Consider the following 24,541-nt stretch of genomic DNA (forward strand, 5'->3'; position numbering starts at 1 on the left):
TTATCCAAAATATACTCCCTAAATTAGCATCAAACACCACAACATGAAAAACTTCAAAACATCCTTCTTTTTCCTGAAACTTCCCATGGCGATTTCGCTTTTGGGACACGGTTTGGTAAGAATTCCCAAGCTTGCAGAATTCAGTAATGGCATGATGAAAAGTTTGGAGAAATCTGCAATTCCGGATGTGCTTATTTTGCCGTTCAGCTATGTATTGCCTTTTGTGGAAGCCTTACTCGGAATAATTTTGCTGACTGGTTTTCAGACAAAATATACGCTGTACGCGGCAATTACACTGATGAGCATTCTGATTCTGGGAAGCAGTTCTGTTGAAAACTGGTCGGCAATTGAAGCGCAACTGCTGCATTCATTCTATCTTTTCGGGCTGTTCTGGTTTTATACAAAATACAGTTCTGAGAATAAAGTTTAAATGAAAATCTACAAAAAAACCTTGTCAGGGTTTCAAACCCTTACAAGGTTTGGTGATAGCTATCAAAATTAAAAAATCCCAAATTTACTTGTTCAGCTCCTCCTGAAAAGTCTCAAAATACTTCGCCAGATCAATACCATCCGCCAAACCGTGATGCGCTTCGATGGAAACAGGCATTATCTTTTTCCCGTCACGCTCGCTGAATTTTCCAAAAGCTATTTTGGGAATGCATTCTTTAGGATCAAAATCGGTAGGATGCAGAATCGACGTGAAAGAATTCCACGGAATTGTGGTGTGTCTGATGTGATTGGGTGGTAAAACTTCATTTTTTATTCCCAGACCTTTCGTGTTCTGAACCGTTGTTATCTGCTCCTGCAAACGCTCGTTAAAAGTGTAAAAATCATCGGAAAATTCAAAGTATGAAAAACCGAAAGTGCCGTCTGCCTTGCCAATTGTACTTCCTACGTGAACGGTATCGTACAAAGCAATCTTATCGTCTACAATTCTGAGTTTTAAGGCATCTACCTTATTAATGGCGACCATCGATTTGTAAAGGTAATAAGCGAAAAAAGAATATCCGTTTTTCTTCGCATTGTCGTAAGCAATTGTACAGTCAACCTCTGTGGTGAAACCAAAGTACGGACTTTTTAATGATGAGAAAAATTCAAAATGTTCTTTTCTGTTCCAGTTTTCAAAATCGATGATCTTCATGAAATTCTTTTTTGCAAATTTCCGTAAGATTTATTGATTGTGGAAATGAAAGTTCAGATAAATACAACGTAACAAATCATATTCAGTGGAGGAAGTATGTGACAAATGCCTTCATCAATTAGATTTAATTGTTCGACTATTAATTTCTGAACTTCAGCCTTCATTTATGTTTATAAATTTTCTACCTGATAAACCCTAAATTTTGAATAAAAGAGATTTCGCAAATGGAAAGTTGAAAAAATTATGTTAAAATTGAATAAACCGGAGCTGTAATAATGGGGATGGTCTGGTAAATGCTGTAAATACAGGCAAACACCACACAAAAATATTAGAAAATGGAAAGACGAACTTTCTTGAAAAACAGCGGACTTGCTGCTGCAGGATTAATGGCATCCAGCGCTGCACCTGCGTTTGCCTCACAATTATCAAGCAGAAATACAATGGGACAATTTGAAAATAGCGGTTTGGGTAAAAGATTCAGACCGAAATATAAATCAGGTTTTGGCGGTGTCGCCTTGGGAAACGGTTTTAATGTCAATCCCGATATCGAATGTCTGCAATCTATGGAAGCTGCATGGAATGCAGGTGTACGTTATTTTGATACTTCGCCGTGGTATGGTTTGGGAATCAGCGAACATCGCATGGGAATGTTTCTGAAAGATAAAAAACGGGATGATTTCACGCTTTCAACAAAGATCGGCAGAATTCTGAAACCTTATGACGACTTCAAACTTGATGCACTTTGGAAAGGAAAACTCAACTTCTCATACGAATACGACTACTCCGCTGCCGGTGTGAGAAAAAGTGTGGAAGACAGCCTCCACCGCCTCGGACTGGCTTCTCTGGACATTGTTTTCATCCACGATCTTTCTCCGGATAATAAGGATATGAAGGGTGACTGGGTAAAATATTTTGATATCGCCGCCAAAGGTGCAATGCCGGAACTGATTAAAATGCGCGAGGAAGGCCTGATCAAAGGCTGGGGATTTGGTGTCAACACCATCGAGCCGATTTTAAAAGCGATGGAAGTTTCAGATCCTGATATTTTCCTGTCTGCATGTCAGTATTCCTTGATTGAGCATAAGGCTGATTTAAATAAAGTCTTTCCAAAAGCTGCTGAAAAAGACATTTCGATTGTTGTTGGAGCTCCTCTGTGCGCGGGTTTTCTTTCAGGTAAAGACCGATATTTATACAATGGCGATTTTCCGGCTGGCGTGAAAGAAAAACTGACGGCTTTACAGCATGTTGCCAACAATCATAAAGTGAATCTCCGCACGGCAGCGCTTCAGTTTGCAGGGGCTCCAGACGTGGTTTCGGGAGTGATTCCGGGAGCGCATACCGTGAAACAGGCTCAGGAAAATGCAGCATCATTTAATGAAAAAATTCCTGCGGGTTTTTGGGCAGAATTGAAAAAGGAAAAATTAATTGAAGAAAACGCTCCAATACCAAAAGCTTAATTATGGAAAAAAGAATTAACAAATACCATATTGATCTGAAAGAATTAGAATTAATAGATGGCTCGATGGCCGGCAAAAATCTTTCTTTTGAGTTTGAAAACCATGATGATCTTTTTAAAATTTTCTATTTAATAAAAAATAAAAATCTCTTTGAAGATGAAAAAACGTCTCTTGAATTTACATTAGGTTTAAAATTATTTACAGAAGTTTTAATTAAAAATAAAAATCATCCGCTGTTTGAAGATTTAAGTCCGGCAATTTCAGAATTCATGAAAAAACTTAAAAGTTATTAATTTAGACAGTAGAATATGAGCACAGAAAAAATAGGCTTCATCGGGTTAGGAAATATGGGACATCCGATGGCAAAAAACATTGAAAAAGCAGGATTTCCATTAACTGTTTACAACAGAACTGCGGAGAAAGCAGACGAGTTTAAAGCTGAGTCAAAAGTAGCTGATGACGTGAAAGAACTGGTGGAAAACAGTGATATTATTTTCACAATGCTGACTAATGATGAAGCGGCAAAGGATGTTTACAGACAGATTTTAGAACTGGATATTTCGGAGAAACTCTTTATTGATATGAGTACAGTTTCGCCGGAAGCCAGTGGAAAAATTGCCGATGCGCTGAAAATTAAGGAAGCTTCATTTCTGGATGCTCCGGTTGCCGGAAGTACAAAACCTGCTGCTGAAGGCACTTTAATTTTCATGGTTGGCGGCGAAGACAAAGATGTTGAAAGAGCTACGCCTTATTTGGAAAAACTCGGAAAGCAGATCAAACATTTAGGAAAAAACGGAAAAGGTCTGGCAGCAAAACTGTCAGTTAATTATTTTATATCGACATTGTATCAGGGCTTGGCAGAAACGATTCTGTTATCAGATCACTTGGGGATTGAAAGAAAAGACATGCTCGACATTATTAACGAAAGTGCCAGCGGAAGTGGAGCTACAAAAGTGAAAACGCCTTTGCTGATTGAAGACAATTACCAACCTGCATTTTCACTGGACTTAATGTTAAAAGACATTCTCCTCGCCAAAGATGCCGGCGCCGATTTCCCTCTTTCAAAAACTTTAATTGAAACCTATCAGTCAGCACAAAAAGAAGGCTTCGGAAAAGATGACGTCATTGGAATTATTAATTATTTAAAGAAGAACCGAGCTTAAATATATTTTAAAAGAACCATACAAACTTCCCGCTCCCATCTACATCTCCAAAAACCCAACCAAAAACTATGAAAGACTTTAAAACCCTATTTTTCTTCCTCAGACTTCCCATTGCCATTTCTTTGGCAGGCCACGGATTGGTAAGAATTCCAAAACTGCAGGCTTTTACCGAAGGAATGATAAAATCTATGGAGAAATCAGTTATTCCTGAAATATTAATCACACCTTTCGGATACCTGTTGCCTTTTTTAGAAGCGATTCTGGGAGTTGTGCTGTTGATTGGTTTTAAACCGAAACCGACAATCTACGCATCATTTGCCCTGATGAGCATTCTGATTTTGGGTAGCAGCTCCGTTGAAAACTGGTCGGCCATAGAAGCACAGATACTCCACTGTCTGTACCTGTTTGCGCTGTTGTGGTTTTATCTTAAATACAGTTTAGAAGAACATCAATCAATAATTTAATTAATATGACCGAAAGAATTTTAGAAGGCGAATTGTGGACCGCCAAAAAGATTAAAAACAATTATATCGTCAGCATTAAAGATCAATCGAGCATCGTACAGGCGTTGAATGATTTTATATTAAATCAGAATATCAAATCCGGTCAGGTGACGGGAATCGGCGCAGTGAGTGAAGCGACGCTGAGATTTTTCGATTTTACCACAAAAAATTACGTCGATAAAAAATTCGACGAACAGATGGAAGTGACCAATATTTCCGGAAATGTTTCAGTGACAGAAGACAAACCGTTGCTACACCTGCACATTACTTTGGGAAGGCAGGATTATTCAGCGATTGCGGGACATTTGCAGGATGCAAAGATTCGTGGAGCCGGAGAATTTTTCTTTTATCCAATGGAAATCCCTGTTTTTAAAACCAAAAATGAAGACATTGGAATCAATCTCTATGATTTCGAAAAGTCTGATGATCAGTTTTAATTTTTAAATTGCCTGAATGTTTGATATTCTGATTTCTCATATTCAAAATAAAGTACGTTTAACCGAAGCGGAAAAGAAAGATTTACAGTCGTTCTTTTCAGCGAAAAATCTGAAGCGAAAAGAGTTTCTGCTGCAGGAAGGTGAAGTCTGCACACATCTTTCCTTCGTGAGCAAAGGCTTACTGAAATCGTATTTTGAGGATGAAAAAGGCGGTGAAAACATCAATATGTTTGCGTTTGAAGGCTGGTGGATTTCAGATTTTAAAAGTTTTATCAGTCAGGAAAAAGCAGTTTTGAATATTGATGCCGTCGAAGAAACAGAATTGCTCATCATCACTCTCAATGATTATGAAAACTTAATGCTGAAAATTCCTGTGATGGACAGATATTTCAGGATTTTATATCAAAACAGTCTGGTTACGAAAGATTACCGTTTGATTGCTTCCAACAGCTTTACTGCCGAAGAAAAATACCTTGAATTTTCTAAAAAAAATCCGGAAGTCATTAAAAGAATTCCGCATAATCTGATTGCTTCATTCTTGGGTTTAGCTCCTGAAACCGTCAGCAGAATCCGTAAAAAACTTCTGTTAAAAAAACCAACTTTAAATTTAAATCCTGAATATTAAATTTTAAACTCGTCGCAACTCATGACCTAGATCAAGTGCTTTCGCTTTTCATCATTCTAAATTTGTAGAAGAAATTTTACATAATGGAAAACAATAAAAACATAGCATTAGTCGTTGGTGCCACCGGAATTACGGGAAGCAATCTTGCCAATGAACTTATTTCCCAAGGCTGGACTACTTACGGAATCTCCCGAAATACCAACAGTACTATTGAAGGATTAATTTCTGTGAAAGCAGATCTATTAGACATTGAAAGTTTAGAAACGGCTTTGGAAAACATCGCTCCCACCCACGTATTTTTCACAACGTGGATGCGAAATGATACTGAAGAAGAAAATATCAGAATCAACAGTACTTTGGTAAGAAATCTACTGAATGTTTTATCTCCAAAAAAATCGGTTCAGCACGTAGCTTTGGTTACGGGTTTAAAGCATTATTTAGGACCGTTTGAAGCGTATGCAAAAGAAGGAAAATTGCCAATTACACCTGTAAGAGAAGAACATCCAAGACTTCCATTGCCCAATTTTTATTACGCTCAGGAAGATGAAGTTTACGCCGCTTCTGAACGGGATGGTTTCACCTGGAGCATTCACCGGCCTCACACGGTCATTGGATACGCCGTCGGAAATTTAATGAATATGGCTTCTACGCTCGCAGTTTACGCAAGTATTTGTAAAGAAACGGGCAGAAAATTTATATGGCCCGGCTCAGATGCTCAATGGAATGGAATTTCTGATGTAACAGATGCACGGATGTTAGCAAAACAATTGGTTTGGGCATCCGTTACTGATAAAGCAAAAAATACTGCTTTTAATATTACAAATGGTGATGTATTCCGCTGGAACTGGCTGTGGTACAGACTCGCAGATTATTTTGGAATTGAAGCATCAGGTTTTGAAAAAACTATAAAACCTTTAGAAAACGAAATGAAAAATGATAAGGATGTCTGGAAAAAAATCGCTGAAAAATATAATTTAAAAGAATACAGTTTAGAAAGATTATCTTCAGCCTGGCACACTGATCTGGATTTAGGAAGACCGCTTGAAGTGATGTGTGACATGACAAACAGTAGAACTTTGGGATTCACAGAATATCAAAACACCGAAAAATCTTTCACAGACGTTTTCGACAGATTACGGACTGAAATGTTAATCCCTTAAATTGATAAACTAAAGGAGTTGTTTCATTACAGCTTCTTTTTTATATGACTGATCTTAACTTCATTATCTTTCTATTATTCTAAAACAATTTATTGATAGAACTAAATTGGTTAGGTTTTTGAATATTCAGAAATACACTAATCATCGCGCTTTTGAAACTCATTACATTTACAAACAAAGGCATTTACTGCCCACAGGGAAAATTCTATATTGACCCCTGGAGACCTGTAGATTATGCGGTCATCACCCACGGACACGCTGACCACGCCCGTTGGGGAATGAAAAAATACCTCTGCCATCATTTTACAAAACCTATTTTAAAGAAAAGAATTGCCGAAGACATCGAATGTCAGACCTTGCAGTACGGGGAAGTTTTGGACATTAATGGTGTTAAACTTTCTTTACATCCTGCCGGCCACATTATTGGTTCGGCACAAATCCGTTTGGAGTACAAGGGCTATGTAAGTGTGATTTCAGGCGATTACAAAGTTCAGGATGATGGTTTGAGCACCCCTTTTGAGTTGGTAAAATGCAATGAATTCGTCACAGAAAGTACATTCGGACTCCCTATCTATAATTGGCTTGAAGTGGATGATTTGAATCAAAAAATGCAGAACTGGGTTTTAAGAAATCAGGAAAATCAAAAGACTTCTGTTTTCATCGGATATTCTTTGGGGAAAGCCCAGAGAGTGATGAAAGCGGTGGAAGGAATGGGAAAAATCCACGTTCACTACTCGATTGGTAAGCTCAATCAGGCTTTTGAAGAGGTCGGAATTGTTTTACCAGATTATGAAATTCCTGATTTCCGGGAAAATATTAAGCACGTTGCCGGCGATATTATCATTGTTCCGCCGGCTTTGTTGGACAGCAACGTGATTAAGAAAATTCCCGATGCAGCGACAGCAATCTGTTCAGGTTGGATGCAGGTGCGCGGTGCGAGAAGATGGCGAAGTATGGACGCCGGTTTCCCAATGAGCGATCACGCCGACTGGAAAGGTCTTTTACAGGCTGTAAAAGCCACTGAAGCAGAAATCGTTCACGTCACGCACGGCCAGACCGAAGTTTTTTCCAAATATTTAAATGAAATCGGAATAGAATCTGATGTCGTGGAAACTTTGTACGGCGATGATGATGAGGAAGTTGAAAAAGAAGTCGCGACAAAATAAACCTTGAAGGTTTGGAAAGCTGTCTAGGATCGAAAACTTCGTAAAATTTATACATCGAATTGCTTGCAGCCCGACTTGAACGGAGCTCTTTTTGTAAGGAGGAACGACGAGCAAAAAAGCGGGAGTGGAAGGCGGAAATGCTGCCCTAGAAAAAATAAAAATAGCTATTCGCCGTAGTCAAAAGCTGTAAAAAAATAAATACTGTTTCGGAAAAGTCAATTAAAAATTTATGAGAAATTTCGCAGAACTTATCAATGCTTTGGAAAGCACCAACAAGACGAATGCAAAAATCGATGCCATCATCGATTATCTTGAGCGTGCGCCGGATGATGATAAACTGTGGTTCATAGCCCTGTTTACGGGGAAAAGACCCAAGCGGAATGTGAATACCAATTATATGAAAGAATGGGCACTGGAGATTACCCAACTGCCTTTCTGGCTTTTTCAGGAAAGTTATTCTTCTGTGGGTGATCTGGGTGAAACAATTTCTTTGATTCTTCCGCCACCAACGGAAAAAATTGAAAAAACCTTATCTGAATGGATGACTGAAATTATTGGACTGAAAACAAAAACTGAAGCTGAGAAAAAAGAATTTGTGCTCAACTCTTGGGACGGATTGGATTACACCGAACGGTTGATTTTTAATAAATTACTGGGCGGAAGTTTCAGAATTGGAGTTTCCTCTAAAACTCTGATTAATTCTCTCACTAAATTTTCCGGACAAGAAGCCAGCACTCTGATGCACAGTCTGATGGGAAAATGGCAACCGGATGAAGTCTCTTTTAATGAACTGATTTCGGCTGAAAATATCAATCCTGATAATTCTAAACCCTACCCTTTTTGCCTCGCTTATCCTTTGGAAAAAGATCTGGAAGATATCGGAAGCCCGGATGAATGGCTGGTTGAGTACAAATGGGACGGAATACGCGGACAGATTATCAGACGAAATGACGAGGTTTTCATCTGGTCGCGTGGCGAAGAACTGGTGACAGAACAGTTTCCTGAAATTGCAGAAGTTGTTCAGAATATGAAAGGAAATTTCGTGATTGATGGAGAGATACTTGCAGTAAAAGAAGGTAATGTCTTAAATTTTAATGAATTACAAAAACGTCTAAACCGTAAAACTTTAACCAAAAAAATGCTCGCAGAAATTCCAATTGAAGTTTTTACGTACGACATTTTGGAGCTTGAAGGAACCGATTTAAGGGAAAAACCAATTTCAGCCAGAAGAGCGATGCTGGAGGAATTACTATTAAATGAAAATCCGGAAAAGATAAAACTCTCTCAGGTAATTGAATTTGAAAAATGGGAAGATTTAAATCAAATCAGAGAAAATTCTAGGGACATCAACAGTGAAGGTCTGATGCTGAAACAAAAAAACTCTCACTACCATTCCGGAAGAAAAAAAGGCGATTGGTGGAAATGGAAAATCAGTCCGCTGACCATTGATGCGGTTTTGATTTACGCTCAGAAAGGCAGCGGACGGCGAAGTGCCTACTACACCGATTACAGTTTTGCCGTAAAAAGTGGCGATAAATTGGTTACCATTGCTAAAGCCTATTCCGGATTGACCGACAAGGAAATTATGGAAGTCAGCAAATTTGTGAATAAAAATGCCATTGAGAAATTCGGTCCCGTGCGAACAGTGAAACCTGAATTGGTTTTTGAAATTGCGTTTGAAGGAATCGGTTTCAGTAACCGTCACAAAAGCGGTGTGGCATTGCGTTTCCCGAGGATTTTAAGATGGAGAAAAGATAAAAAAGTGGATGAGATTGATGATATTGAAGAGATTAAGAAATTGATACAGTAAAATATAAACCACAAAATTCACAAAAGCTAAAGTTTAAAATGATTCTGCTGAGAGTTCGAAAAAAGTTTAGAATAACGCTTTTTTTAAACTTTTTAAAAGCTAAATGCACATCAAAAATTTTGTGACTTTTATGGTAAAAAAAAAAATAATTTGAGCAATTACGAACATACCGAAGGCTTTAAAATCATTCAGAACTGGATGATGGAAAAAGGCAATTCTCCATTCAAATTTCAGGTGGATACCTGGGCGAAATTCGGGAATGGCTACAGCGGAATGGTAGTGGCTCCAACGGGTTTCGGGAAAACTTTTTCGGTATTTTTGGCTTTGATTTCAGACTTTCTGACGAATCCTGATGATTTTAAAAACGGACTGAAAATGATTTGGATTACGCCGCTGCGTTCCCTTTCAAAAGATATCGCAAAAGCAATGCAGGAAGCGATTGAGGAAATTGGTCTGGACTGGACAGTAGGCGTAAGAAATGGCGATACCGATCCGAAAGTCCGTCAGCAACAGGTTAAAAATATGCCTGAAATTTTGGTGGTGACTCCCGAAAGTTTACATTTGCTTTTAGGTCAGAAAGACAATAAAAGGTATTTCAAAAATATGCAATGCATTGCGGTGGATGAGTGGCACGAGTTATTGGGTTCAAAACGTGGCGTGATGGTTGAACTGGGCATTTCTCAGCTCGTTCACTATGTTCCAAAGATCAAAATCTGGGGTATCACGGCAACCATCGGAAATCTGGAAGAAGCGATGGACGTTTTAATTCCGTATGACATTAAGAAAACAAAAATTACAGCCAAAGAACACAAGAAAATTGATATTCTCTCAGTATTTCCCGATGAAGTGGAACTTTTGCCGTGGGCAGGACATCTCGGACAAAAACTTGCCGATAAAGTCGTTCCGATAATTTTGGAATCTAAATCAACCATAGTTTTTACGAATACCCGAAGTCAGAGTGAAATGTGGTATCAGCTCCTGCTCAATGCCTACCCCGATTTTGCCGGGCAGATTGCCATTCATCACAGTTCAATTGATGCGCATTTAAGAATTTGGATTGAAGAAAATTTAAGTTCAGGAAAACTGAAAGCCGTTGTTTCCACATCATCTTTGGATTTAGGAATTGATTTTAAACCCGTTGATACGGTAATTCAAATCGGTTCTGCGAAGGGTGTTGCGAGATTTCTGCAGCGTGCCGGACGAAGCGGTCACTCTCCTTTCGAAACTTCAAAAATATTCTGTGTTCCCACACATTCTTTAGAGTTAATTGAAGTTGCAGCTTTAAAAGAAGCCGTAAAACAGAAAGTCATCGAACCGCGTGAGCCACAGGTGTTGTGCTTCGATGTTTTGGTTCAGTTTCTGATGACTTTGGCGGTTGGAGACGGATTTTACCCCGATGAAGTGTACGAAAGGATAAAAAAAATATATACTTTTCAGGAAATCCGCGATGAAGAGTGGAAAGAAATGATTGATTTTCTTACCATTGGCGGAAGTACGCTGAAAAGCTATGAAGAATATCACAAGATTGAAGTGATGGAAGATGGCTTGCACAAAGTGACTTCAAGAAAAATCGCGATGCTTCACCGAATGAATATGGGCGCCATCGTAAGTGATGCGATGCTGAAGGTAAAATTTATTTCCGGAGGTTACATTGGTATGGTTGAGGAATATTTTATATCAAGATTAAAAAAGGAAGAAAAATTTATTCTGGCCGGAAGAGTTCTGGAAGTGGCGATGATAAAAGATATGACGGTTTTCGTTCGGGCTTCAAAAGGAAAAGCTCAGGCTCCGAGTTATTTAGGCGGAAGGTTGCCTTTGAGTTCAAATTTAGGTCAGTTCTTAAGGGAAAAATTATCAATTGCTTTAAATCCCAAAGCTTCTGAAAAAGAATTGAAATTTCTTCATGCACTTTTGGCGAATCAGGAAGAACGGTCGCACATTCCGAAAGACGATGAATTTTTGGTGGAAATGATTAAAAACAGGGAAGGTTATCACCTTTTTATGTATCCATTTGAAGGTCGTCTGGTGCACGAAGTAATGGCGGCTCTGATTGCTTACCGGATTTCAAAACTTGCCCCGATTTCTTTTTCAATGGCGATGAATGATTATGGTTTTGAACTGTTCAGCGACAAAGAAATCCCTTTAAATGAGGATAATTTAGATAAAATTTTAACTAGAGACAATCTGATGACCGACGTCATTTCCAGCATCAACGCGGCAGAAATGGCTAGACGGAAATTCCGTGATATTGCAGTGATCTCTGGAATGGTGGTGCAGAATTTTCCGGGGCAACAACGTTCGAACAAAGCACTGCAAAGTTCTGCAGGATTAATTTTTAAAGTTCTGGAAGACCATGACCCAAATCACTTTCTAGTGAGACAGGCATACACGGAAGTTTTCAATATGCAGTTGCAGGAGCAGAGGTTGGTAGAGGCTTTCAAGAGAATTGAGAAGTCTAAAATTGTTTTGAAATTTGCCAATGCATTTACGCCTTTGAGTTTCCCGATTAAGGTTGACAGTTTGCGACAGACTTTGACCAGTGAAGATCTGGATGCGAGAATTCAGAAACTCATTCTGCAGGCTAAAAAAGTGAAATAACACCATTTTTTTATTTATAGTTTAATTATTTTCACTTCATCAGATATTCCTCTGTATTAAATTTCACAAATTACGCTTTTTTATATAATTTTACTCATTAAATCTAAAAGTAAGTGTTTGTGAATTTTTTCAAGGCCATTAAAATATATGTTTTAACGGGCTCCTTTTTGCTGGTAAGTACAGTTTTTCCTGCTCAGAAAAAAAACTCTGAAAACACCATTGACCGCAGACTTGAACAAAATTCAGAGCTTTACAGACAAAACATAGATAAAGCCTTCCAGCAGCTAGACGGATTACTGAAACTCTCACGAAGAGAAAAAAACCACAAAGCTGAGATGCAGATTATCGACAGAAAATGCCGGTATTTTTATAGCAAAAACCTCACAGACAGCCTTATTTTTCAAGCCGAAATGCTGAAGGAGACCTCTTCCAACTATCAGGATTATTATTTTGAAGCGATGGCTAATGTTTATCTGGCAGAAACTTATTCTATCAATAATCTTCATGACAGGGCTATACAGAATTTGAATGAGGCTTATGAGCTTTTAGAAAAAGCAGATTCAAAAAGTGATAAAGTATTTTTTGCAAAAGCAAATGTACTGGGGAGTTTTGCAAATCTTTACCTGGACAAAAAGCAGCCAAAGGAAGCTGCAAAAAAGATTTTTCAGGTTATAAAAAACGGTGAGCAGATTACAGATTCTGAAAAAAGAAAGGCTTTTCAGTATCTCAATTATTCCAATCTGGCAAATATATACCTGCAGATCAATGTAGATTCTGCCAGAGTATTTGCAGAAAAATCATTGTCTATTCAACCGAAAGAGCATCAGGATGTGCGGAATCTGATTACCAACTATACAGTTCTGGGAAATTTTTATGAAAAGAAAAAAGATTTTAAATCTGCTATCAACTATTTTCATCAGGCTCTGAAAATTAATAAAACCAACGGAACCGACCTCAATCTTAACGAAATCTATCTTCCACTTCAAAGAATCTATTCTAAAACCAATCAGAAAGACAGTGCCGGATTTTACCGGAGTAAAGCTGAAGCTTATGATCTTAAGGTCATGAACAGCAAATACAATTCTTTGCAGAAGGTATTTAGCAACGAGAAAGATCAACATAATAAGAAGCCTGAATATTTACTTTACGTTTTTTTAGGAATAGGAGTTTTAGGCATTTTCGGAATTTATCTTTTTACTAAAAAAAGAAAGTCTGAACAATCAGTTGATGTTGAAAATTCACACGAAAAAACCGGACCTTCAACCGAGATTATTCAACAGCTTATCGAACTTTTAGAAAAAAATGATCCTTCTTTTCTGATCAGTTTTGAAGTGGCATTTCCAGAGTTTACTGCAAATCTTACACAAAAACATCCTGAACTTCAGCCTTCAGAAAGAGAGTTCTGTGCAATGCTGAAACTTAAACTCAGCACCAAAGAAATTGCAAAATATACTTTTATAGAGACTCGAACTGTTCAGAACAAAAAATACAGACTGCGCAAAAAGCTGGAGATTCCACAGGATTTAGACATCTACAATTATATCGACCAGATCTGAAAGAGATTTGAAAATTACTTTAAAACATCTCATTTATTTTTCATAATTGCATAGTACCACTTAATTTCAAAAAATAACCAAAAGTAACAGTATAGCAGAATTATGAATTTTGCATTTATTTCTCCTTATTAACTAATTTTCGTTCGAAAAAGTACCTAATGAGTATCAAAAATCATATTATTCGTGCTTGAAAAAGAAGCTTCAACGCGATTTGTTATTAGATTTGCTGAACAATAATTCGGATTGCAATCTCCACTTTATTTACCTGAAGATCTACAATTAAACGAATACATTTTTAAAATTCTAATAATTACATTTATGGCTAACAAATCTCTTTTTTTGAAAAAAACAATCGCATCAACCTGTTTTCTGATGCTGGGTTTTCAACTTAATGCCCAGGGGCAGTGGGATAATGTAGGCACCTCTGCCAATGTTTCTGCTGCGGGAGGAAGCTGGTTAAATCTTGCAACTACATCTTCCGGAAATTACTATATTTCTTATTATGATACAAGTGTAACTAAAGGCTCTGTACAACAGTTTGAAGGGCAATCGTGGTCGTATTTAGGTGGTTCAGCTGGGGTTACAAACACTACCTCTCTTTATGGCTGTATGGCCATAGATAATGCTGGAAACATTTACTACAGCAATCAGGCTGGCGCAGGTGGGATGGAGATCAGAAGGTTCAGCAATGGTGCGTGGTCTATGCTCCCGAACGCTGCAACTTCACAAATCAATTATCAGGCGTTAGCCGTTTCTGCTACAGGAGATCTTTTTGCTCATCATTCTCTGGGCTCCGGCACAGTAAAAAGATACAAAAACGGAGCTTGGGAGCAAGTGGGAAATACGGGTTTTGCAGGTGGTTCCACGTATGTAAAAATGGCGGTGGGAACAGATAATAATATATATGTAGCACAGATTGCAAGTGGTCTTAAAGTTTACAAAATCAGTGTAAATGCCGGAAGTACAGATTCCTGGACTTTGGTGGGAAATGTAAACGCAGGCACAGCATACTCATCTGACAATTCTTTTATTGATCTTGCTTTAGACAGCAATAATGTGCCGTACATCTCTTACGTCGCAGCGTCTGCTGACGGCAGAAAGCTCAACGTGAAAAAATTTGACGGTACAAATTGGGTACAAGTAGGAGCTGCAAACTTTTCAGATTCGGTGGTTAACAATACTGCAGTTGCCATCGCAGGCAACGGAACAGTCTATGCAGCGGCAAGTATCTGGGACAGTGCAAACAGCAATCACGGAAATAATCAGGTTTATGCTTTAAATCCTGGTGCAACAACCTGGAACAAAATAGGCGGAACGGTAATATCAAACGGCGGTGCTGCAACATTTAACGATTTGGCGGTAGATTCAAACAATAATCTGGTTTTAGCTTATGTTGATGGAACTGTAAAAGTTAAACGCTTCAACACATCACTGCTTGCTGTTCAGGATGCTAAAAGATCAGATCTTAAAATTTATCCAAATCCTGCCAGAGATTATATTTTCGCAGATGGAAAAGTGAATATTGTGGGAGCAGAAATATACACACTCTCCGGCCAAATGATCAAGCCTTCATTTAACTCAAAAAGTATAAACGTATCGCAATTGGCAGAAGGAAACTATATTTTAAAACTTAAGCTCAGTAACGGGGCTGATTATACAGAGAAAATTCTGAAAAAGTAGGATTCAAACCTTACGATGAATAATATTTTTAGTAGAATCCTGAGTTTTTTCAGGGTTCTATTTTTGTTTTGAATAGAATAAAACAATACATTAGATGCTTCTAATGAAAGTTTCTACAAAAATTATAAAAATAAAAAAACAGAGTTTTGTAATGACCAATCAGCGCGCTCTGTTTTGGGAGAATGAAAAAGCTTTGGTTCTTTCTGATCTGCACATTGGAAAAACAGCTCACTTCCGAAAGAACGGAATTGCCCTTGCCAATCAGGTTTTTGAAAATGATTTACAGCGTTTATCTGTACTGATTGAATATTTTCAGCCGGAAAAATTTATTGTTGTAGGAGATTTGCTACATGCCGGAGACAATTCTGAAGTAGCAGAATTCTGTGCCTGGAAAGATCAGTTTCCACACCTGGAATTCTATCTTGTAGAAGGTAACCACGACCGCATTTCTAAAGCACTTGATAAAAAACTTTGCCTGCACTTTAAAGCTGAAAAATATGAATTTGAAGATCTGGTATTCATTCATGATTATCAAAAAAAACAGGAAAAATTTCAGATAACAGGCCACATTCATCCTGGGTATGTGATCAATTCGCCTGTCAAAAGAATAAAACTTCCATGTTTTGTGGTGACGGATGATCAGCTTCTGCTGCCTGCCTTCAGCGAATTCACAGGTCTGGATACAAAAAATCTCCCTAAAAAAGGGAAATTTTATGTTTTTACAGATGCCGAAATTTATGAAATATGAATCTTACAACTCATCAAACCATTTATAAATATCTACATCTGATGCGATATTAAGTTTTTTTCTGATTCTGTTTTTTCTGTTCTGTATTGCTTTGGGTGTTACAAAAGTATAGATGGCAATTTCTTTAGTGCTGAAGTCTAATTTCAGATAAACACAAAAGATTAACTCAGACTTTTTCAAATCCGGATTAATCTGTTTTAAGTTTTCAAAAAACTCTGGAAATGTAGATTTGCAGGTGTTTAGCAGCCTGGGAGAATTATCTTTAGCAAGACTCATAATCTCCTGATTTTCTGTAAAAATATTTTTTTTACCCTTTTGAATATTTGAATTTTTATCGTTCATATTAAAAAATTATAACCACGTTTTCTATGGTTTAAAAACAGTATTAAACTGTAGTTACCTTTCAATTATTCTGCCATTTGCAGATTTTCTAATAATTATTCAAATATATTATTGTTACCCCTTTAGTTTTTATGATTCTAATCACAGTGAACAAAGTAGTGTGACAATTTGTAAAAATCAAATTATTATCCTGTGGTATCTGTGTGGTATCCTAATAATTCACCCTTGAATAAAAATCTGTTTTCTTTACATTTTTAAAGTTTATTACCTAAAAAACCGTTTTTTTATACATGATTTCAGAAAATCTCCTGCTTTCGTCCGGTGCCGAATATAAGTCTTACAGCAATGAAGACCTCATTTTTTCAGAAAACGAAACTGCCTACAATTTTTATTATATCACCGAAGGAAAAGTAAAACTCAATAATTATATAGAAAACGGAAAAGAATTTATTCACGGTATCGTTACTAATAATATGAGCATAGGAACCTCATATCTTTTTACAGAGAAAAAATACAGCATCAACTGTGTTGCGATCAACGATGTAAAAGTTTTAAGGCTTCCAAAAATATCATTTCTGGAATTGCTGAATGAAAACCAGAATCTCTACCCTGCCCTCATCAGCCAGATGTCTGAAAATATACACTATCAGTTTGTGATGATGCAGACCATCGCAGTGAAAAGTCCGGAGAAAAAAATAAAAGCGTTTCTTGACTATCTGAAAGAAAACGAACAGAACAAATCTGAATTTTCACTTCAGATACATCTCACAAGACAACAGCTTGCGTCTATAACAGGTCTCAGTGTAGAAACCGTCATCAGAGCAATAAAAAGTATGGAAAAAGGTGGATTACTTAAAATTCAGAACCGAAAAATCTTCTACTGAATTAATAATAGATTTTTCTGGCATTAATTTTCAGGAAGTTTTCTCTTTCAAGTTTTTTAGCGGTACGAATTACCGTTTCTACCCGAAGACCGATGAGATCTGCAATCTGCTGACGGGTAAGCTTCACGAGGAAAGAAAATTTGTCGTCATCTTTATGGAAACTTTTAAGGTAATCCAAAAGTCCCAGAATTCTTTTTTCCGGCAACTGAGATGCCAAATTCTGGATCATTGCAGTTTTAAAATACAGCCGTTGAGAAAGACATTTATTGGTATCAACAGAAATATCGGGATGCTGATCAATCAGTCTGAAGAAATCATCTTTTTTTAGTTTGATAATTTGGCAGTCACTTAAAGTAATTGCATTAATATTATAATTTTTGTTTAAAAAGAGAAAAGAATCTCCAAAGCTTTGATCGGCGCCCAAAATATTCTGGATAAACTCACTACCCATTTCATTATAATTATTCTCTTTAATGCTGCCGCTTACAATCTGATAATAGTAAAGTGGTTTTTCATCTTCCTTAAAGATAAACTCGTTCTGTTCATAAGATTTTATTTCACCACCAAAAGACAATAGAAGTTTCTCATCTATTTTCATGCAGCTCAGTGTTTTAGCTACGGGAAGTGTATCAGCCATAAGAGGGAATAATTTTAAACTAATTTACAAATTTGTACAGAATAAAAAAAACAATTCTACTCTTTTTAAAAAGAATAGAACTGTAATATTAAATAACGAAACAAACTTTTATTTCACAGAATCCTTCTTCATACCTGAAGTGGCTGCAGAGTCTGACGACATCATGTTTGTGTCTTGTGGCATTGTGCTTGCGGCAGGCGTCATAGTATCTGCCGTCACAGTATCAGACATGTCTGTGGTGTTGTTTTCAACTTCTTTTTTCTGGTTGCAGCTCATTGTAAATACAGCAATTGCTGCTGCTAAAAGATACTTTTTCATAAAATTTGATTTAAGTGTTTCAATTGTGCAGCGAAAGTATCAATACAATCTAACTTTGATTATGATCGTAATCACAAATGACAGTTTTTTTTACAATTTATTTAATAATTGGATGAACGGTGATGAGAATAAATATTTTTTCTGTACATTTCAATAGATTTACTAAAAGTTGGTCAGCTTTTTGAATTGCTTAAAAATCACACATCAAATATTAATATTATGTCAACAGAAAATCTGATGCGCGAAGATGCCATCAAAAAAATCAAAGAACTTTCTGAAAGTGCCAAAATCTGCATGTTTTGCACTGATCTGGGAAAACTTCCGAACAACTCAAGACCTATGAGTCTGCAGGAAACTGACGAATCCGGCAATCTTTGGTTCATCAGCAGCGATACTAGCAATAAAAATTTTGAGATCAAGGAAGACAATCGTGTTCAACTCTATTTTATGAACAATTCAAACTCTGAATATCTTTCAATCTACGGTGAAGCTTTTGTGTATAAAGACCGCTCAACAATTGAAGAAAAGTGGTCACCATTGGCAAATGCGTGGTTTGACGGTAAAGATGATCCAACGGTCTCAATTATTCGTGTTGAGCCGAAAGACACCTACTACTGGGATACCAAAGCCGGAAAATTAGTAAGTCTCCTGAGCTTTGTGGCTGCTGCGGTAAGTGGCAGTAAAAGTGATAATTCAGACGGGGTGGAAGGTAAAGCTTCAATCTAAGGTCATTTGTTCACCATTTAAAATTTACGGTCATGATATTTGAAGATGATCCAAAACCAACTGTGCAGGAAACAGCGGTTTTGAACAGTAAATCTGTAACAGCACAAATCATCAGCTTTGGTGCAGACAAATCTTATGTTCTCAATTCTTTACAGAGAATGAAAAGCAGCACAATCTGTGAAATAAGAAAAAATCTAATCGATCATTTTATTACAGAATATCTCGCCAGCTTCTCGGGGTTTGTAGAAAATCAGGGTTTTGATACTTTTTCAGAAAATTACAGAATTTCACCTGTTTATGCGAGACAGTCTTACGAAAAGGTTATCAACGAACAGGAATATCTCAACCGAATCATGTCTACTTTGAACGGTGAACAGTTAAACAACATTTAGAAGTTACAATTAATTTCAAAATAAATTCCCTGAAATATTAAATTCCAGGGAATTTTCTATTATATAGAAAAGTTAAATCTCTTTAAGCAGAATTTCTGCTCGCATTGATATTTCCGAATAAAGATCTCGTGACCAATTTTTCATACGCTTCTCTGTTGCCTTCGCCTTTCTGGATTTTCATTAATGCATACTGCTGAATGCTCAGAAGAGGCAAAACAATTTTCTCTCTTATCTTTACAGACTTCCTTGAAAGCGGGTCTTCCTGCTGAAGGAGTTTAAAGCCCGTTAGCTCCAGCATAATGTCTCTTGAAAGCTCATATTCATCAAAAAGTATGGTCCAGAATTCTCCGAATTTTGGATTGTTTTTAATATAATACGTCAGAGGAAAATACGTCTTGTTCATGCTCATCATTGAGTTCAGAACAAGGGTTTTAAAAAAGTCTGAACCGGAATACAGTTTTCTGATTTCATCAAAGCGTCCTTCTTTCTTAAGCTGATTCATTGCAAAGCCAAATCCGAAAAATCCGGGAACATTCTGCTTCAGCTGTGCCCACGATCCCACAAAAGGTATAGCACGCAGATCTTCAAATTTCAGCTCATTTCCGCTTCCTCTTTTTGAAGGGCGGCTTCCGATATTGGTTTTTCCATAATACTGCAGGGTACTCATTTCCTGAAGATACGGCACAAACATCTGATGAGCTTTTAAATCTGAATACTTTCTAAAACTGATTTCCGAAAGTTCTGAAATTAATTTCCTTTCGTCATCTGTAAGATCTTTTTTGCTGCTTTTAAAAACATCATTTTCAACTCCGGCGGTCAGAAGCTGTTCAAAATTAAATGTTGCCTGCTCCTTATTCCCAAAAATACTGGTAATCGTCTGCCCCTGAATTGTCAGTTCAATCTTATTATTGGCAATAGTTTTCCCTTGAGAAGCGTAAAAATCGTGTGTTTTACCACCACCTCTGGCTGGCGGACCTCCTCTTCCGTCAAAAAATATAACTTTTATCCCGTTCTGCTCAGAAACTGAGGTAAGTACTTCTTTGGCTTTATAAATTTCCCAGTTTGCTTTTAGATAGCCGCCATCCTTGGTTCCGTCTGAAAATCCGAGCATGATGGTTTGCTGTTCGCCACGGTTTTTGACGTGTTTTCTGTATACCGGATGAGCATATAATTCTTTCATTACAGACTCTGAGTTGGCAAGTCCTTCCATCGTCTCAAACAAAGGAACAATATCCATTTTAATATCTTCTTCTTTATAACCGCAAAGTTTGAAAAATGCGTACACATTCATCACATCTTTAATATCGTCAGAATTAGAAATAATATAGCGGTTCATTCCCCGTAATCCGTTCTGCTGCTGAATTTGATTAATTTGGCAGACCGTTTCAAGCGTATCTTTTACGACGTCTTCAAAATCATCTGTATTAATTTTTTCTGAAGTTTCAAGTAATTTTGAATATTTGGTTTTAAAATCAGCTTCACCGTTACCGAATAATTGAGCATAAACGGTGTCAATCACCTGCTGATGTACCCTACTGTCCTGTCTCACATCTAAAGTAGCGAAGTGAGTTCCGAAAATTTTCACACGGTCTTTAAATCCTAAAAGAATATCATGGAAGAGTCCGTTGTGGTGCGTCATGAGAATTTCTTCCGCCTGGTCAATTTTCTGAAGGATCTGCTCAGAATTTAATTCGTGATCTTTAAATATAGCATCATAGAGCATTTCGCTCAGGTCTTTCAAAATATCAGAAACTCCTCTGAAACTCAATCGTCTTCTTACAAATTTAAGATGATTATAGTATGATTTTAAAATGGCAGAGCGGAGTTCATACGCTACCCTTTTGGTTACTTCAGCGGTGACAAAAGGATTTCCGTCACGGTCACCACCCGGCCAGAATCCCAGCTGAATGATGTCTTCATGAAGCTGAAAATCTTCTTTCGAAAATGTGCGTTTTATTTTGGTGAAAAGGTCCCCAACAGTTTCGTAATATACAAATCTTAGATATGTAATGATACTTAAAGCCTCGTCAATCGGCGTAGGTTTCTCTTTATTAACGAAAGGTGTTTTGCCCAGCTGCTGCAGAAGCGTATCAATCTGTGTGACAGAATCTGATGTGATTGCCGCTCGTAAATCATGTATAATTTTCTGTACAGAATTAGGATAAAATTGTGTAGGATGCGCCGTAAAAACAACTTTTACATTAAAATCTTCCAGTTTTTCCCGTACTTTATCCAGCTGATGATTATTGATTGCTTTTTCATATAGGTGGGTTAATGTTCCGTTGTCGTTTTCAGAATGCAGACTTGGGAAAGCCGCATCTTCAATACTGTCAAACAGTACCACCTGTCTTTCAATATACTGTATGATTTTGAAGAGAAGTTCAAGCTTTTGATCTTCCGTCTGCAGATCGGTATGGCTCTTAAAGAATTCTTCTACAATTTCTTCAGGAGTTTTACCTTCTTCGTATCCGTTTCTACTTTCTTCATATAAGAAAGGAAGAAGCATCCCGATATTCGTCATTTTATCGTAAGGCAAACTCATAAATAGTGAGTTGTAAATCTGAAACTTATTTTCAACTATCTGCCTGAATTTTTCTGCGCGCTGGTCTTGTATCATAAGACAAATGTAATAGATTTTAGTTAAAATTAATGGCTTTCCGACTGTGAAAATTATTAAATTCAACCAAAATGATCCTGGCAGATGACGATTTTAAAAAACTTAATAGCTAAATTTATCATCTGATTTAAATTTTAATATTTTTATGGGAAAACCAGGATTTGCATTATTGCTTTTATCGAACCTTTGGTGGAGCCAAACCGGGCAGATGAAAGATTTTCAAAAAATCCCTGATGTTTTTGACACTCCGGAAAATCTGTATCCTTTTATAAAACCATCAAAGGATTTTGCTTATTGGAAAGCATTCACCAACCACACAGATCCTGAAAAAGCCGTTCTGTATGAAAGTCAGTATCCTGAACCGATGACTATTCTTGAACCTGCACCGGAACAGGGCTTTTTTCAGAAATGTTTAAGCGAAAACTGTTTTCACTATATTATTGCCTGTAAAAACGACAGACCGGAGTATTTTGCTGACGTAAAGGCGTTAAGGAAATTTATCGGGGAAATAAACAATGTGGGGGAAGCGGTACTGATTGCAAATACTTACGGATATTCTGTTGATATTAAAAATCCTGAAGGCGGCTCTTTCAGAAAAGATGACTCTAACTTTTATCTAAAAACATATCGGTCTGAAAAATGTTCCGATGTTAAAGAATCTTTTTTATTGATTATTAACATCAAAAGTGGCGAACTGAAGGTTCAAAGCAGGGGAATCTACACCGAAAAAAAATCCTGCAGACAGTAAGATTTGGTGAAAAATAAAATTAAAGATTACATTTTGCTGTTTTTAAGCCAAAAAACCTGATTTTCATTACCAATATTTCAAATTTATTTATATTTTAGCATATTCTTAAAATTGTGAAAATGAAAAAACACCTACTTTTAATTGCCTTTTCTGCATTGGCTCTCAACTCCTGTAAAGATGACGACGTTTTAAACTACGAGTTGGATTTGCTGAAAGGTAACTGGAAGACAGAAAAAACCGAAATAATATCTGGTGCAGACAACAAGACAGTGCTGTTTACTGATGTACCAACGGGCTGCAGTACCAAAAGTTTACTGAATTTCAATACCAATAATCAGGTGAAAATTCAAACATATTCCGGAGCAAATTTGAATTCCTGCACCTCTTTTCTTGATGAAGGTACTTTTACGTACAACGAAGAAACCAAAGATTTGGTGATGGATACTAAAGACGCAGGAAAGCAACCATTCGAAGTGGTGATTTTAAGCAGTACAGAATTAAGACTTAAACAGAAAGCGGGCAATATTGATATCAACGGTGATATGAAAGTAGACGCCACCTACATCAGCTTTAAAAGATAACAATTACTCCCGAAACATTTCGGGAGTTTTTTATTACCTTTATTCCCCTAAAATTATAACAATGAAGAAGATTTTTTCAGTATTCTTACTGATGACGTATGCCTTATTTTTTGCTCAGGAAGAGAAACCAATGTTCTGGCAGGAAATTCAGGAATTTAAAAAACAGGATCTGGAAAATCCGCCTGCTAAAAATTCAATATTATTAATCGGAAGTTCCTCTTTTACTAAATGGACTGACGTGAATGAATATTTTTTAGGCAAAAACATTATCAACAGAGGTTTTGGAGGCTCGAGGCTGACAGATTTAAATTTTTATTCTGAAGATTTGCTTTCGCCCTATCAGCCAAAACAAATTATAATCTATTGTGGTGAAAATGATTTTGCGGATAATTCCAAACTGGAAGCTGATGTTGTGGTAGACAGATTCAAATCTTTCTACAAAAAGATCCGTAAAAAATTCCCCAATATCGAAGTTGATTTTGTTTCAATTAAATATTCTCCCAGCAGACAGCATCTATGGCCACAAATGAAAGAGGCAAATAAGCAGATTGCTAAGTTTATGTGGAGGGAGAAAAACGCAGAATTTATTAACATTACGAGAATTATGAATGATAACAACGGGCTTACCCGTAAAGATTTATTCGTTGAAGATATGCTTCACATGACGCCGGAAGGCTACAGACTCTGGACTATTGTAATGACACCCTACATGAAATAATCATGGAAAGATCCTCAAGAAATACGCCGCTTTTCAAAAAATCCCAGGAGATTTACGAAGCTTTAAAAACAATTACAGATCTGTTTCCAGAAGATAATGATTATCTGCAGGATGTAAAGTACAATCTTTTGGGCGACAGCATGATCATTCAGGCAAAGATTTCCGGTGCCGAGGCGGTGAAACTCTACGACATAAAAATGGAAAATGCTGCCATCATCAGAAAAGCGGCGCGGGACATTATGGTTGGTGGCAACTGCCTAGAGATGTTTGGTTTTAAAGACGCTAAATATTACAAAATAGTACGCGAGCTGGTAGAAGAATTCAGGATTCTGTTTGCAGAATGGGTAGAAGGTTTTAATCCGAAACATTTCATCGTTGATGACTGGGGACTCTTTAATCCGCCGGGAATTTCGAGAGATTATGCACAGCGTGATGACGAGCTGAATTTTCTTTATGATGATGAGGACGATGAGTAAATCTGGGCACAGAATCATTCGGTTATTAAATTCACCATTATTTGATAAAAATTTCTTT

The 24,541-nt window shown here is 37.1% G+C and carries 26 protein-coding genes; 21 read left to right on the plus strand and 5 right to left on the minus strand.

Translation table 11 applies throughout. The features are described from left to right. Positions 1–43 precede the first annotated feature (43 nt). The gene (locus ASG31_RS07845; protein ID WP_056030256.1) at positions 44–430 is read left to right on the plus strand and encodes a MauE/DoxX family redox-associated membrane protein; all 387 of its coding nucleotides are present in this window, start codon (positions 44–46) and stop codon (positions 428–430) included. Between the two features lie 84 nt (positions 431–514). On the opposite strand, the gene ASG31_RS07850 is transcribed toward ASG31_RS07845, so the two are convergent. Beyond that, positions 515–1,141 (minus strand): chloramphenicol acetyltransferase, encoded by a 627-nt coding sequence (locus tag ASG31_RS07850; protein ID WP_056030259.1) that lies wholly within the window; start codon positions 1,139–1,141, stop codon positions 515–517. 335 nt (positions 1,142–1,476) lie between these two features. Here ASG31_RS07850 and ASG31_RS07855 point away from each other — a divergent pair, with 335 nt between their 5' ends. From ASG31_RS07855 to pdeM, 13 genes are all read left to right on the plus strand, one after another. Further along, positions 1,477–2,598, plus strand: a complete 1,122-nt coding sequence (locus ASG31_RS07855) for an aldo/keto reductase (RefSeq protein ID WP_056030262.1) — start codon at positions 1,477–1,479, stop codon at positions 2,596–2,598. Between the two features lie 2 nt (positions 2,599–2,600). Then, positions 2,601–2,891: a DUF3861 domain-containing protein gene (locus ASG31_RS07860; protein ID WP_056030265.1), complete on the plus strand. Its 291-nt coding sequence runs from the start codon at positions 2,601–2,603 to the stop codon at positions 2,889–2,891. A 15-nt stretch (positions 2,892–2,906) separates the two neighbouring features. Continuing rightward, entirely contained in the window at positions 2,907–3,761 is an 855-nt protein-coding gene (locus ASG31_RS07865) for an NAD(P)-dependent oxidoreductase (protein WP_056030268.1), read from the plus strand. A 68-nt stretch (positions 3,762–3,829) separates the two neighbouring features. Beyond that, positions 3,830–4,225 (plus strand): MauE/DoxX family redox-associated membrane protein, encoded by a 396-nt coding sequence (locus ASG31_RS07870; protein ID WP_056030271.1) that lies wholly within the window; start codon positions 3,830–3,832, stop codon positions 4,223–4,225. Between the two features lie 5 nt (positions 4,226–4,230). Further along, positions 4,231–4,701, plus strand: a complete 471-nt coding sequence (locus ASG31_RS07875) for a PPC domain-containing DNA-binding protein (RefSeq protein ID WP_056030273.1) — start codon at positions 4,231–4,233, stop codon at positions 4,699–4,701. Positions 4,702–4,717: 16 nt separating this feature from the next. Next, positions 4,718–5,326 carry a Crp/Fnr family transcriptional regulator gene (locus ASG31_RS07880; RefSeq protein ID WP_056030276.1) on the plus strand — a complete coding sequence of 203 codons (609 nt, stop codon included), beginning with the start codon at positions 4,718–4,720 and terminating at the stop codon, positions 5,324–5,326. A gap of 83 nt (positions 5,327–5,409) precedes the next feature. Then, on the plus strand, positions 5,410–6,486 hold the full coding sequence (locus ASG31_RS07885; RefSeq protein ID WP_056030279.1) for an SDR family oxidoreductase: 1,077 nt from the start codon (positions 5,410–5,412) through the stop codon (positions 6,484–6,486). A gap of 152 nt (positions 6,487–6,638) precedes the next feature. Then, entirely contained in the window at positions 6,639–7,652 is a 1,014-nt protein-coding gene (locus ASG31_RS07890) for a ligase-associated DNA damage response exonuclease (RefSeq protein ID WP_056030282.1), read from the plus strand. A gap of 229 nt (positions 7,653–7,881) precedes the next feature. After that, on the plus strand, positions 7,882–9,462 hold the full coding sequence (locus tag ASG31_RS07895) for an ATP-dependent DNA ligase (RefSeq protein ID WP_056030285.1): 1,581 nt from the start codon (positions 7,882–7,884) through the stop codon (positions 9,460–9,462). A gap of 198 nt (positions 9,463–9,660) precedes the next feature. After that, positions 9,661–12,060 (plus strand): ligase-associated DNA damage response DEXH box helicase, encoded by a 2,400-nt coding sequence (locus ASG31_RS07900; protein ID WP_056031374.1) that lies wholly within the window; start codon positions 9,661–9,663, stop codon positions 12,058–12,060. Positions 12,061–12,179: 119 nt separating this feature from the next. Then, on the plus strand, positions 12,180–13,616 hold the full coding sequence (locus tag ASG31_RS07905) for a tetratricopeptide repeat protein (RefSeq protein ID WP_131725517.1): 1,437 nt from the start codon (positions 12,180–12,182) through the stop codon (positions 13,614–13,616). A gap of 339 nt (positions 13,617–13,955) precedes the next feature. Beyond that, on the plus strand, positions 13,956–15,296 hold the full coding sequence (locus ASG31_RS07910) for a T9SS type A sorting domain-containing protein (RefSeq protein ID WP_157844452.1): 1,341 nt from the start codon (positions 13,956–13,958) through the stop codon (positions 15,294–15,296). A 103-nt stretch (positions 15,297–15,399) separates the two neighbouring features. Continuing rightward, entirely contained in the window at positions 15,400–16,044 is a 645-nt protein-coding gene (gene pdeM, locus ASG31_RS07915) for a ligase-associated DNA damage response endonuclease PdeM (protein WP_056030296.1), read from the plus strand. A gap of 3 nt (positions 16,045–16,047) precedes the next feature. Here the strand turns inward: pdeM and ASG31_RS07920 are convergent, their stop codons facing one another. Further along, the gene (locus ASG31_RS07920; protein WP_056030299.1) at positions 16,048–16,386 is read right to left on the minus strand and encodes a helix-turn-helix transcriptional regulator; all 339 of its coding nucleotides are present in this window, start codon (positions 16,384–16,386) and stop codon (positions 16,048–16,050) included. Between the two features lie 290 nt (positions 16,387–16,676). On the opposite strand from ASG31_RS07920, the gene ASG31_RS07925 reads away from it, so the two are divergent. Continuing rightward, entirely contained in the window at positions 16,677–17,270 is a 594-nt protein-coding gene (locus ASG31_RS07925; RefSeq protein ID WP_056030302.1) for a Crp/Fnr family transcriptional regulator, read from the plus strand. 1 nt (position 17,271) lies between these two features. Here ASG31_RS07925 and ASG31_RS07930 read toward each other — a convergent pair whose 3' ends face one another. Further along, a complete protein-coding gene (locus ASG31_RS07930; protein WP_231433724.1) occupies positions 17,272–17,907 on the minus strand; it encodes a Crp/Fnr family transcriptional regulator in 636 nt (211 codons plus the stop codon). 108 nt (positions 17,908–18,015) lie between these two features. Next, complete coding sequence (locus tag ASG31_RS18460; protein ID WP_131725518.1) at positions 18,016–18,225, minus strand: hypothetical protein; 210 nt, start codon at positions 18,223–18,225, stop codon at positions 18,016–18,018. 219 nt (positions 18,226–18,444) lie between these two features. On the opposite strand from ASG31_RS18460, the gene ASG31_RS07940 reads away from it, so the two are divergent. Beyond that, positions 18,445–18,951 carry a pyridoxamine 5'-phosphate oxidase family protein gene (locus tag ASG31_RS07940; RefSeq protein ID WP_056030309.1) on the plus strand — a complete coding sequence of 169 codons (507 nt, stop codon included), beginning with the start codon at positions 18,445–18,447 and terminating at the stop codon, positions 18,949–18,951. 32 nt (positions 18,952–18,983) lie between these two features. After that, positions 18,984–19,343: a hypothetical protein gene (locus ASG31_RS07945; RefSeq protein WP_056030312.1), complete on the plus strand. Its 360-nt coding sequence runs from the start codon at positions 18,984–18,986 to the stop codon at positions 19,341–19,343. Positions 19,344–19,425: 82 nt separating this feature from the next. Here ASG31_RS07945 and ASG31_RS07950 read toward each other — a convergent pair whose 3' ends face one another. After that, positions 19,426–21,960: a phosphoenolpyruvate carboxylase gene (locus ASG31_RS07950; RefSeq protein WP_056030315.1), complete on the minus strand. Its 2,535-nt coding sequence runs from the start codon at positions 21,958–21,960 to the stop codon at positions 19,426–19,428. A 145-nt stretch (positions 21,961–22,105) separates the two neighbouring features. On the opposite strand from ASG31_RS07950, the gene ASG31_RS07955 reads away from it, so the two are divergent. The 4 genes from ASG31_RS07955 to ASG31_RS07970 all read left to right on the plus strand — a co-directional run bounded on the left by ASG31_RS07955 (position 22,106) and on the right by ASG31_RS07970 (position 24,483). Then, positions 22,106–22,708: a hypothetical protein gene (locus ASG31_RS07955; protein WP_056030318.1), complete on the plus strand. Its 603-nt coding sequence runs from the start codon at positions 22,106–22,108 to the stop codon at positions 22,706–22,708. A 119-nt stretch (positions 22,709–22,827) separates the two neighbouring features. Then, positions 22,828–23,289 (plus strand): lipocalin family protein, encoded by a 462-nt coding sequence (locus ASG31_RS07960; protein ID WP_056030321.1) that lies wholly within the window; start codon positions 22,828–22,830, stop codon positions 23,287–23,289. Positions 23,290–23,350: 61 nt separating this feature from the next. Beyond that, positions 23,351–24,007, plus strand: a complete 657-nt coding sequence (locus ASG31_RS07965; RefSeq protein ID WP_056030324.1) for a GDSL-type esterase/lipase family protein — start codon at positions 23,351–23,353, stop codon at positions 24,005–24,007. Between the two features lie 2 nt (positions 24,008–24,009). Then, positions 24,010–24,483 carry a hypothetical protein gene (locus ASG31_RS07970; RefSeq protein ID WP_056030328.1) on the plus strand — a complete coding sequence of 158 codons (474 nt, stop codon included), beginning with the start codon at positions 24,010–24,012 and terminating at the stop codon, positions 24,481–24,483. The last annotated feature ends 58 nt before the right edge of the window (positions 24,484–24,541 follow it).

It is taken from the genome of Chryseobacterium sp. Leaf404, from assembly GCF_001424145.1.
Lineage (GTDB): Bacteria > Bacteroidota > Bacteroidia > Flavobacteriales > Weeksellaceae > Chryseobacterium.

Excerpts from the sequence above, each read along its gene's own strand:
- ASG31_RS07955 (WP_056030318.1), top strand. The coding sequence starts at position 22,106 with ATGGGAAAACCAGGATTTGCATTATTGCTTTTATCGAACCTTTGGTGG.
- ASG31_RS07945 (WP_056030312.1), top strand. The coding sequence starts at position 18,984 with ATGATATTTGAAGATGATCCAAAACCAACTGTGCAGGAAACAGCGGTT.
- ASG31_RS07970 (WP_056030328.1), top strand. The coding sequence starts at position 24,010 with ATGGAAAGATCCTCAAGAAATACGCCGCTTTTCAAAAAATCCCAGGAG.
- ASG31_RS07870 (WP_056030271.1), top strand. The coding sequence starts at position 3,830 with ATGAAAGACTTTAAAACCCTATTTTTCTTCCTCAGACTTCCCATTGCC.
- ASG31_RS07850 (WP_056030259.1), bottom strand. The coding sequence starts at position 1,141 with ATGAAGATCATCGATTTTGAAAACTGGAACAGAAAAGAACATTTTGAA.
- ASG31_RS07855 (WP_056030262.1), top strand. The coding sequence starts at position 1,477 with ATGGAAAGACGAACTTTCTTGAAAAACAGCGGACTTGCTGCTGCAGGA.
- ASG31_RS07865 (WP_056030268.1), top strand. The coding sequence starts at position 2,907 with ATGAGCACAGAAAAAATAGGCTTCATCGGGTTAGGAAATATGGGACAT.
- ASG31_RS07930 (WP_231433724.1), bottom strand. The coding sequence starts at position 17,907 with ATGGCTGATACACTTCCCGTAGCTAAAACACTGAGCTGCATGAAAATA.
- ASG31_RS07950 (WP_056030315.1), bottom strand. The coding sequence starts at position 21,960 with ATGATACAAGACCAGCGCGCAGAAAAATTCAGGCAGATAGTTGAAAAT.
- ASG31_RS07860 (WP_056030265.1), top strand. The coding sequence starts at position 2,601 with ATGGAAAAAAGAATTAACAAATACCATATTGATCTGAAAGAATTAGAA.
- ASG31_RS07925 (WP_056030302.1), top strand. The coding sequence starts at position 16,677 with ATGATTTCAGAAAATCTCCTGCTTTCGTCCGGTGCCGAATATAAGTCT.
- ASG31_RS07900 (WP_056031374.1), top strand. The coding sequence starts at position 9,661 with ATGATGGAAAAAGGCAATTCTCCATTCAAATTTCAGGTGGATACCTGG.
- ASG31_RS07940 (WP_056030309.1), top strand. The coding sequence starts at position 18,445 with ATGTCAACAGAAAATCTGATGCGCGAAGATGCCATCAAAAAAATCAAA.
- ASG31_RS07875 (WP_056030273.1), top strand. The coding sequence starts at position 4,231 with ATGACCGAAAGAATTTTAGAAGGCGAATTGTGGACCGCCAAAAAGATT.
- ASG31_RS07845 (WP_056030256.1), top strand. The coding sequence starts at position 44 with ATGAAAAACTTCAAAACATCCTTCTTTTTCCTGAAACTTCCCATGGCG.
- ASG31_RS07920 (WP_056030299.1), bottom strand. The coding sequence starts at position 16,386 with ATGAACGATAAAAATTCAAATATTCAAAAGGGTAAAAAAAATATTTTT.
- ASG31_RS07885 (WP_056030279.1), top strand. The coding sequence starts at position 5,410 with ATGGAAAACAATAAAAACATAGCATTAGTCGTTGGTGCCACCGGAATT.
- ASG31_RS07965 (WP_056030324.1), top strand. The coding sequence starts at position 23,351 with ATGAAGAAGATTTTTTCAGTATTCTTACTGATGACGTATGCCTTATTT.
- ASG31_RS07880 (WP_056030276.1), top strand. The coding sequence starts at position 4,718 with ATGTTTGATATTCTGATTTCTCATATTCAAAATAAAGTACGTTTAACC.
- ASG31_RS07960 (WP_056030321.1), top strand. The coding sequence starts at position 22,828 with ATGAAAAAACACCTACTTTTAATTGCCTTTTCTGCATTGGCTCTCAAC.
- ASG31_RS18460 (WP_131725518.1), bottom strand. The coding sequence starts at position 18,225 with ATGAAAAAGTATCTTTTAGCAGCAGCAATTGCTGTATTTACAATGAGC.
- pdeM (WP_056030296.1), top strand. The coding sequence starts at position 15,400 with ATGAAAGTTTCTACAAAAATTATAAAAATAAAAAAACAGAGTTTTGTA.
- ASG31_RS07895 (WP_056030285.1), top strand. The coding sequence starts at position 7,882 with ATGAGAAATTTCGCAGAACTTATCAATGCTTTGGAAAGCACCAACAAG.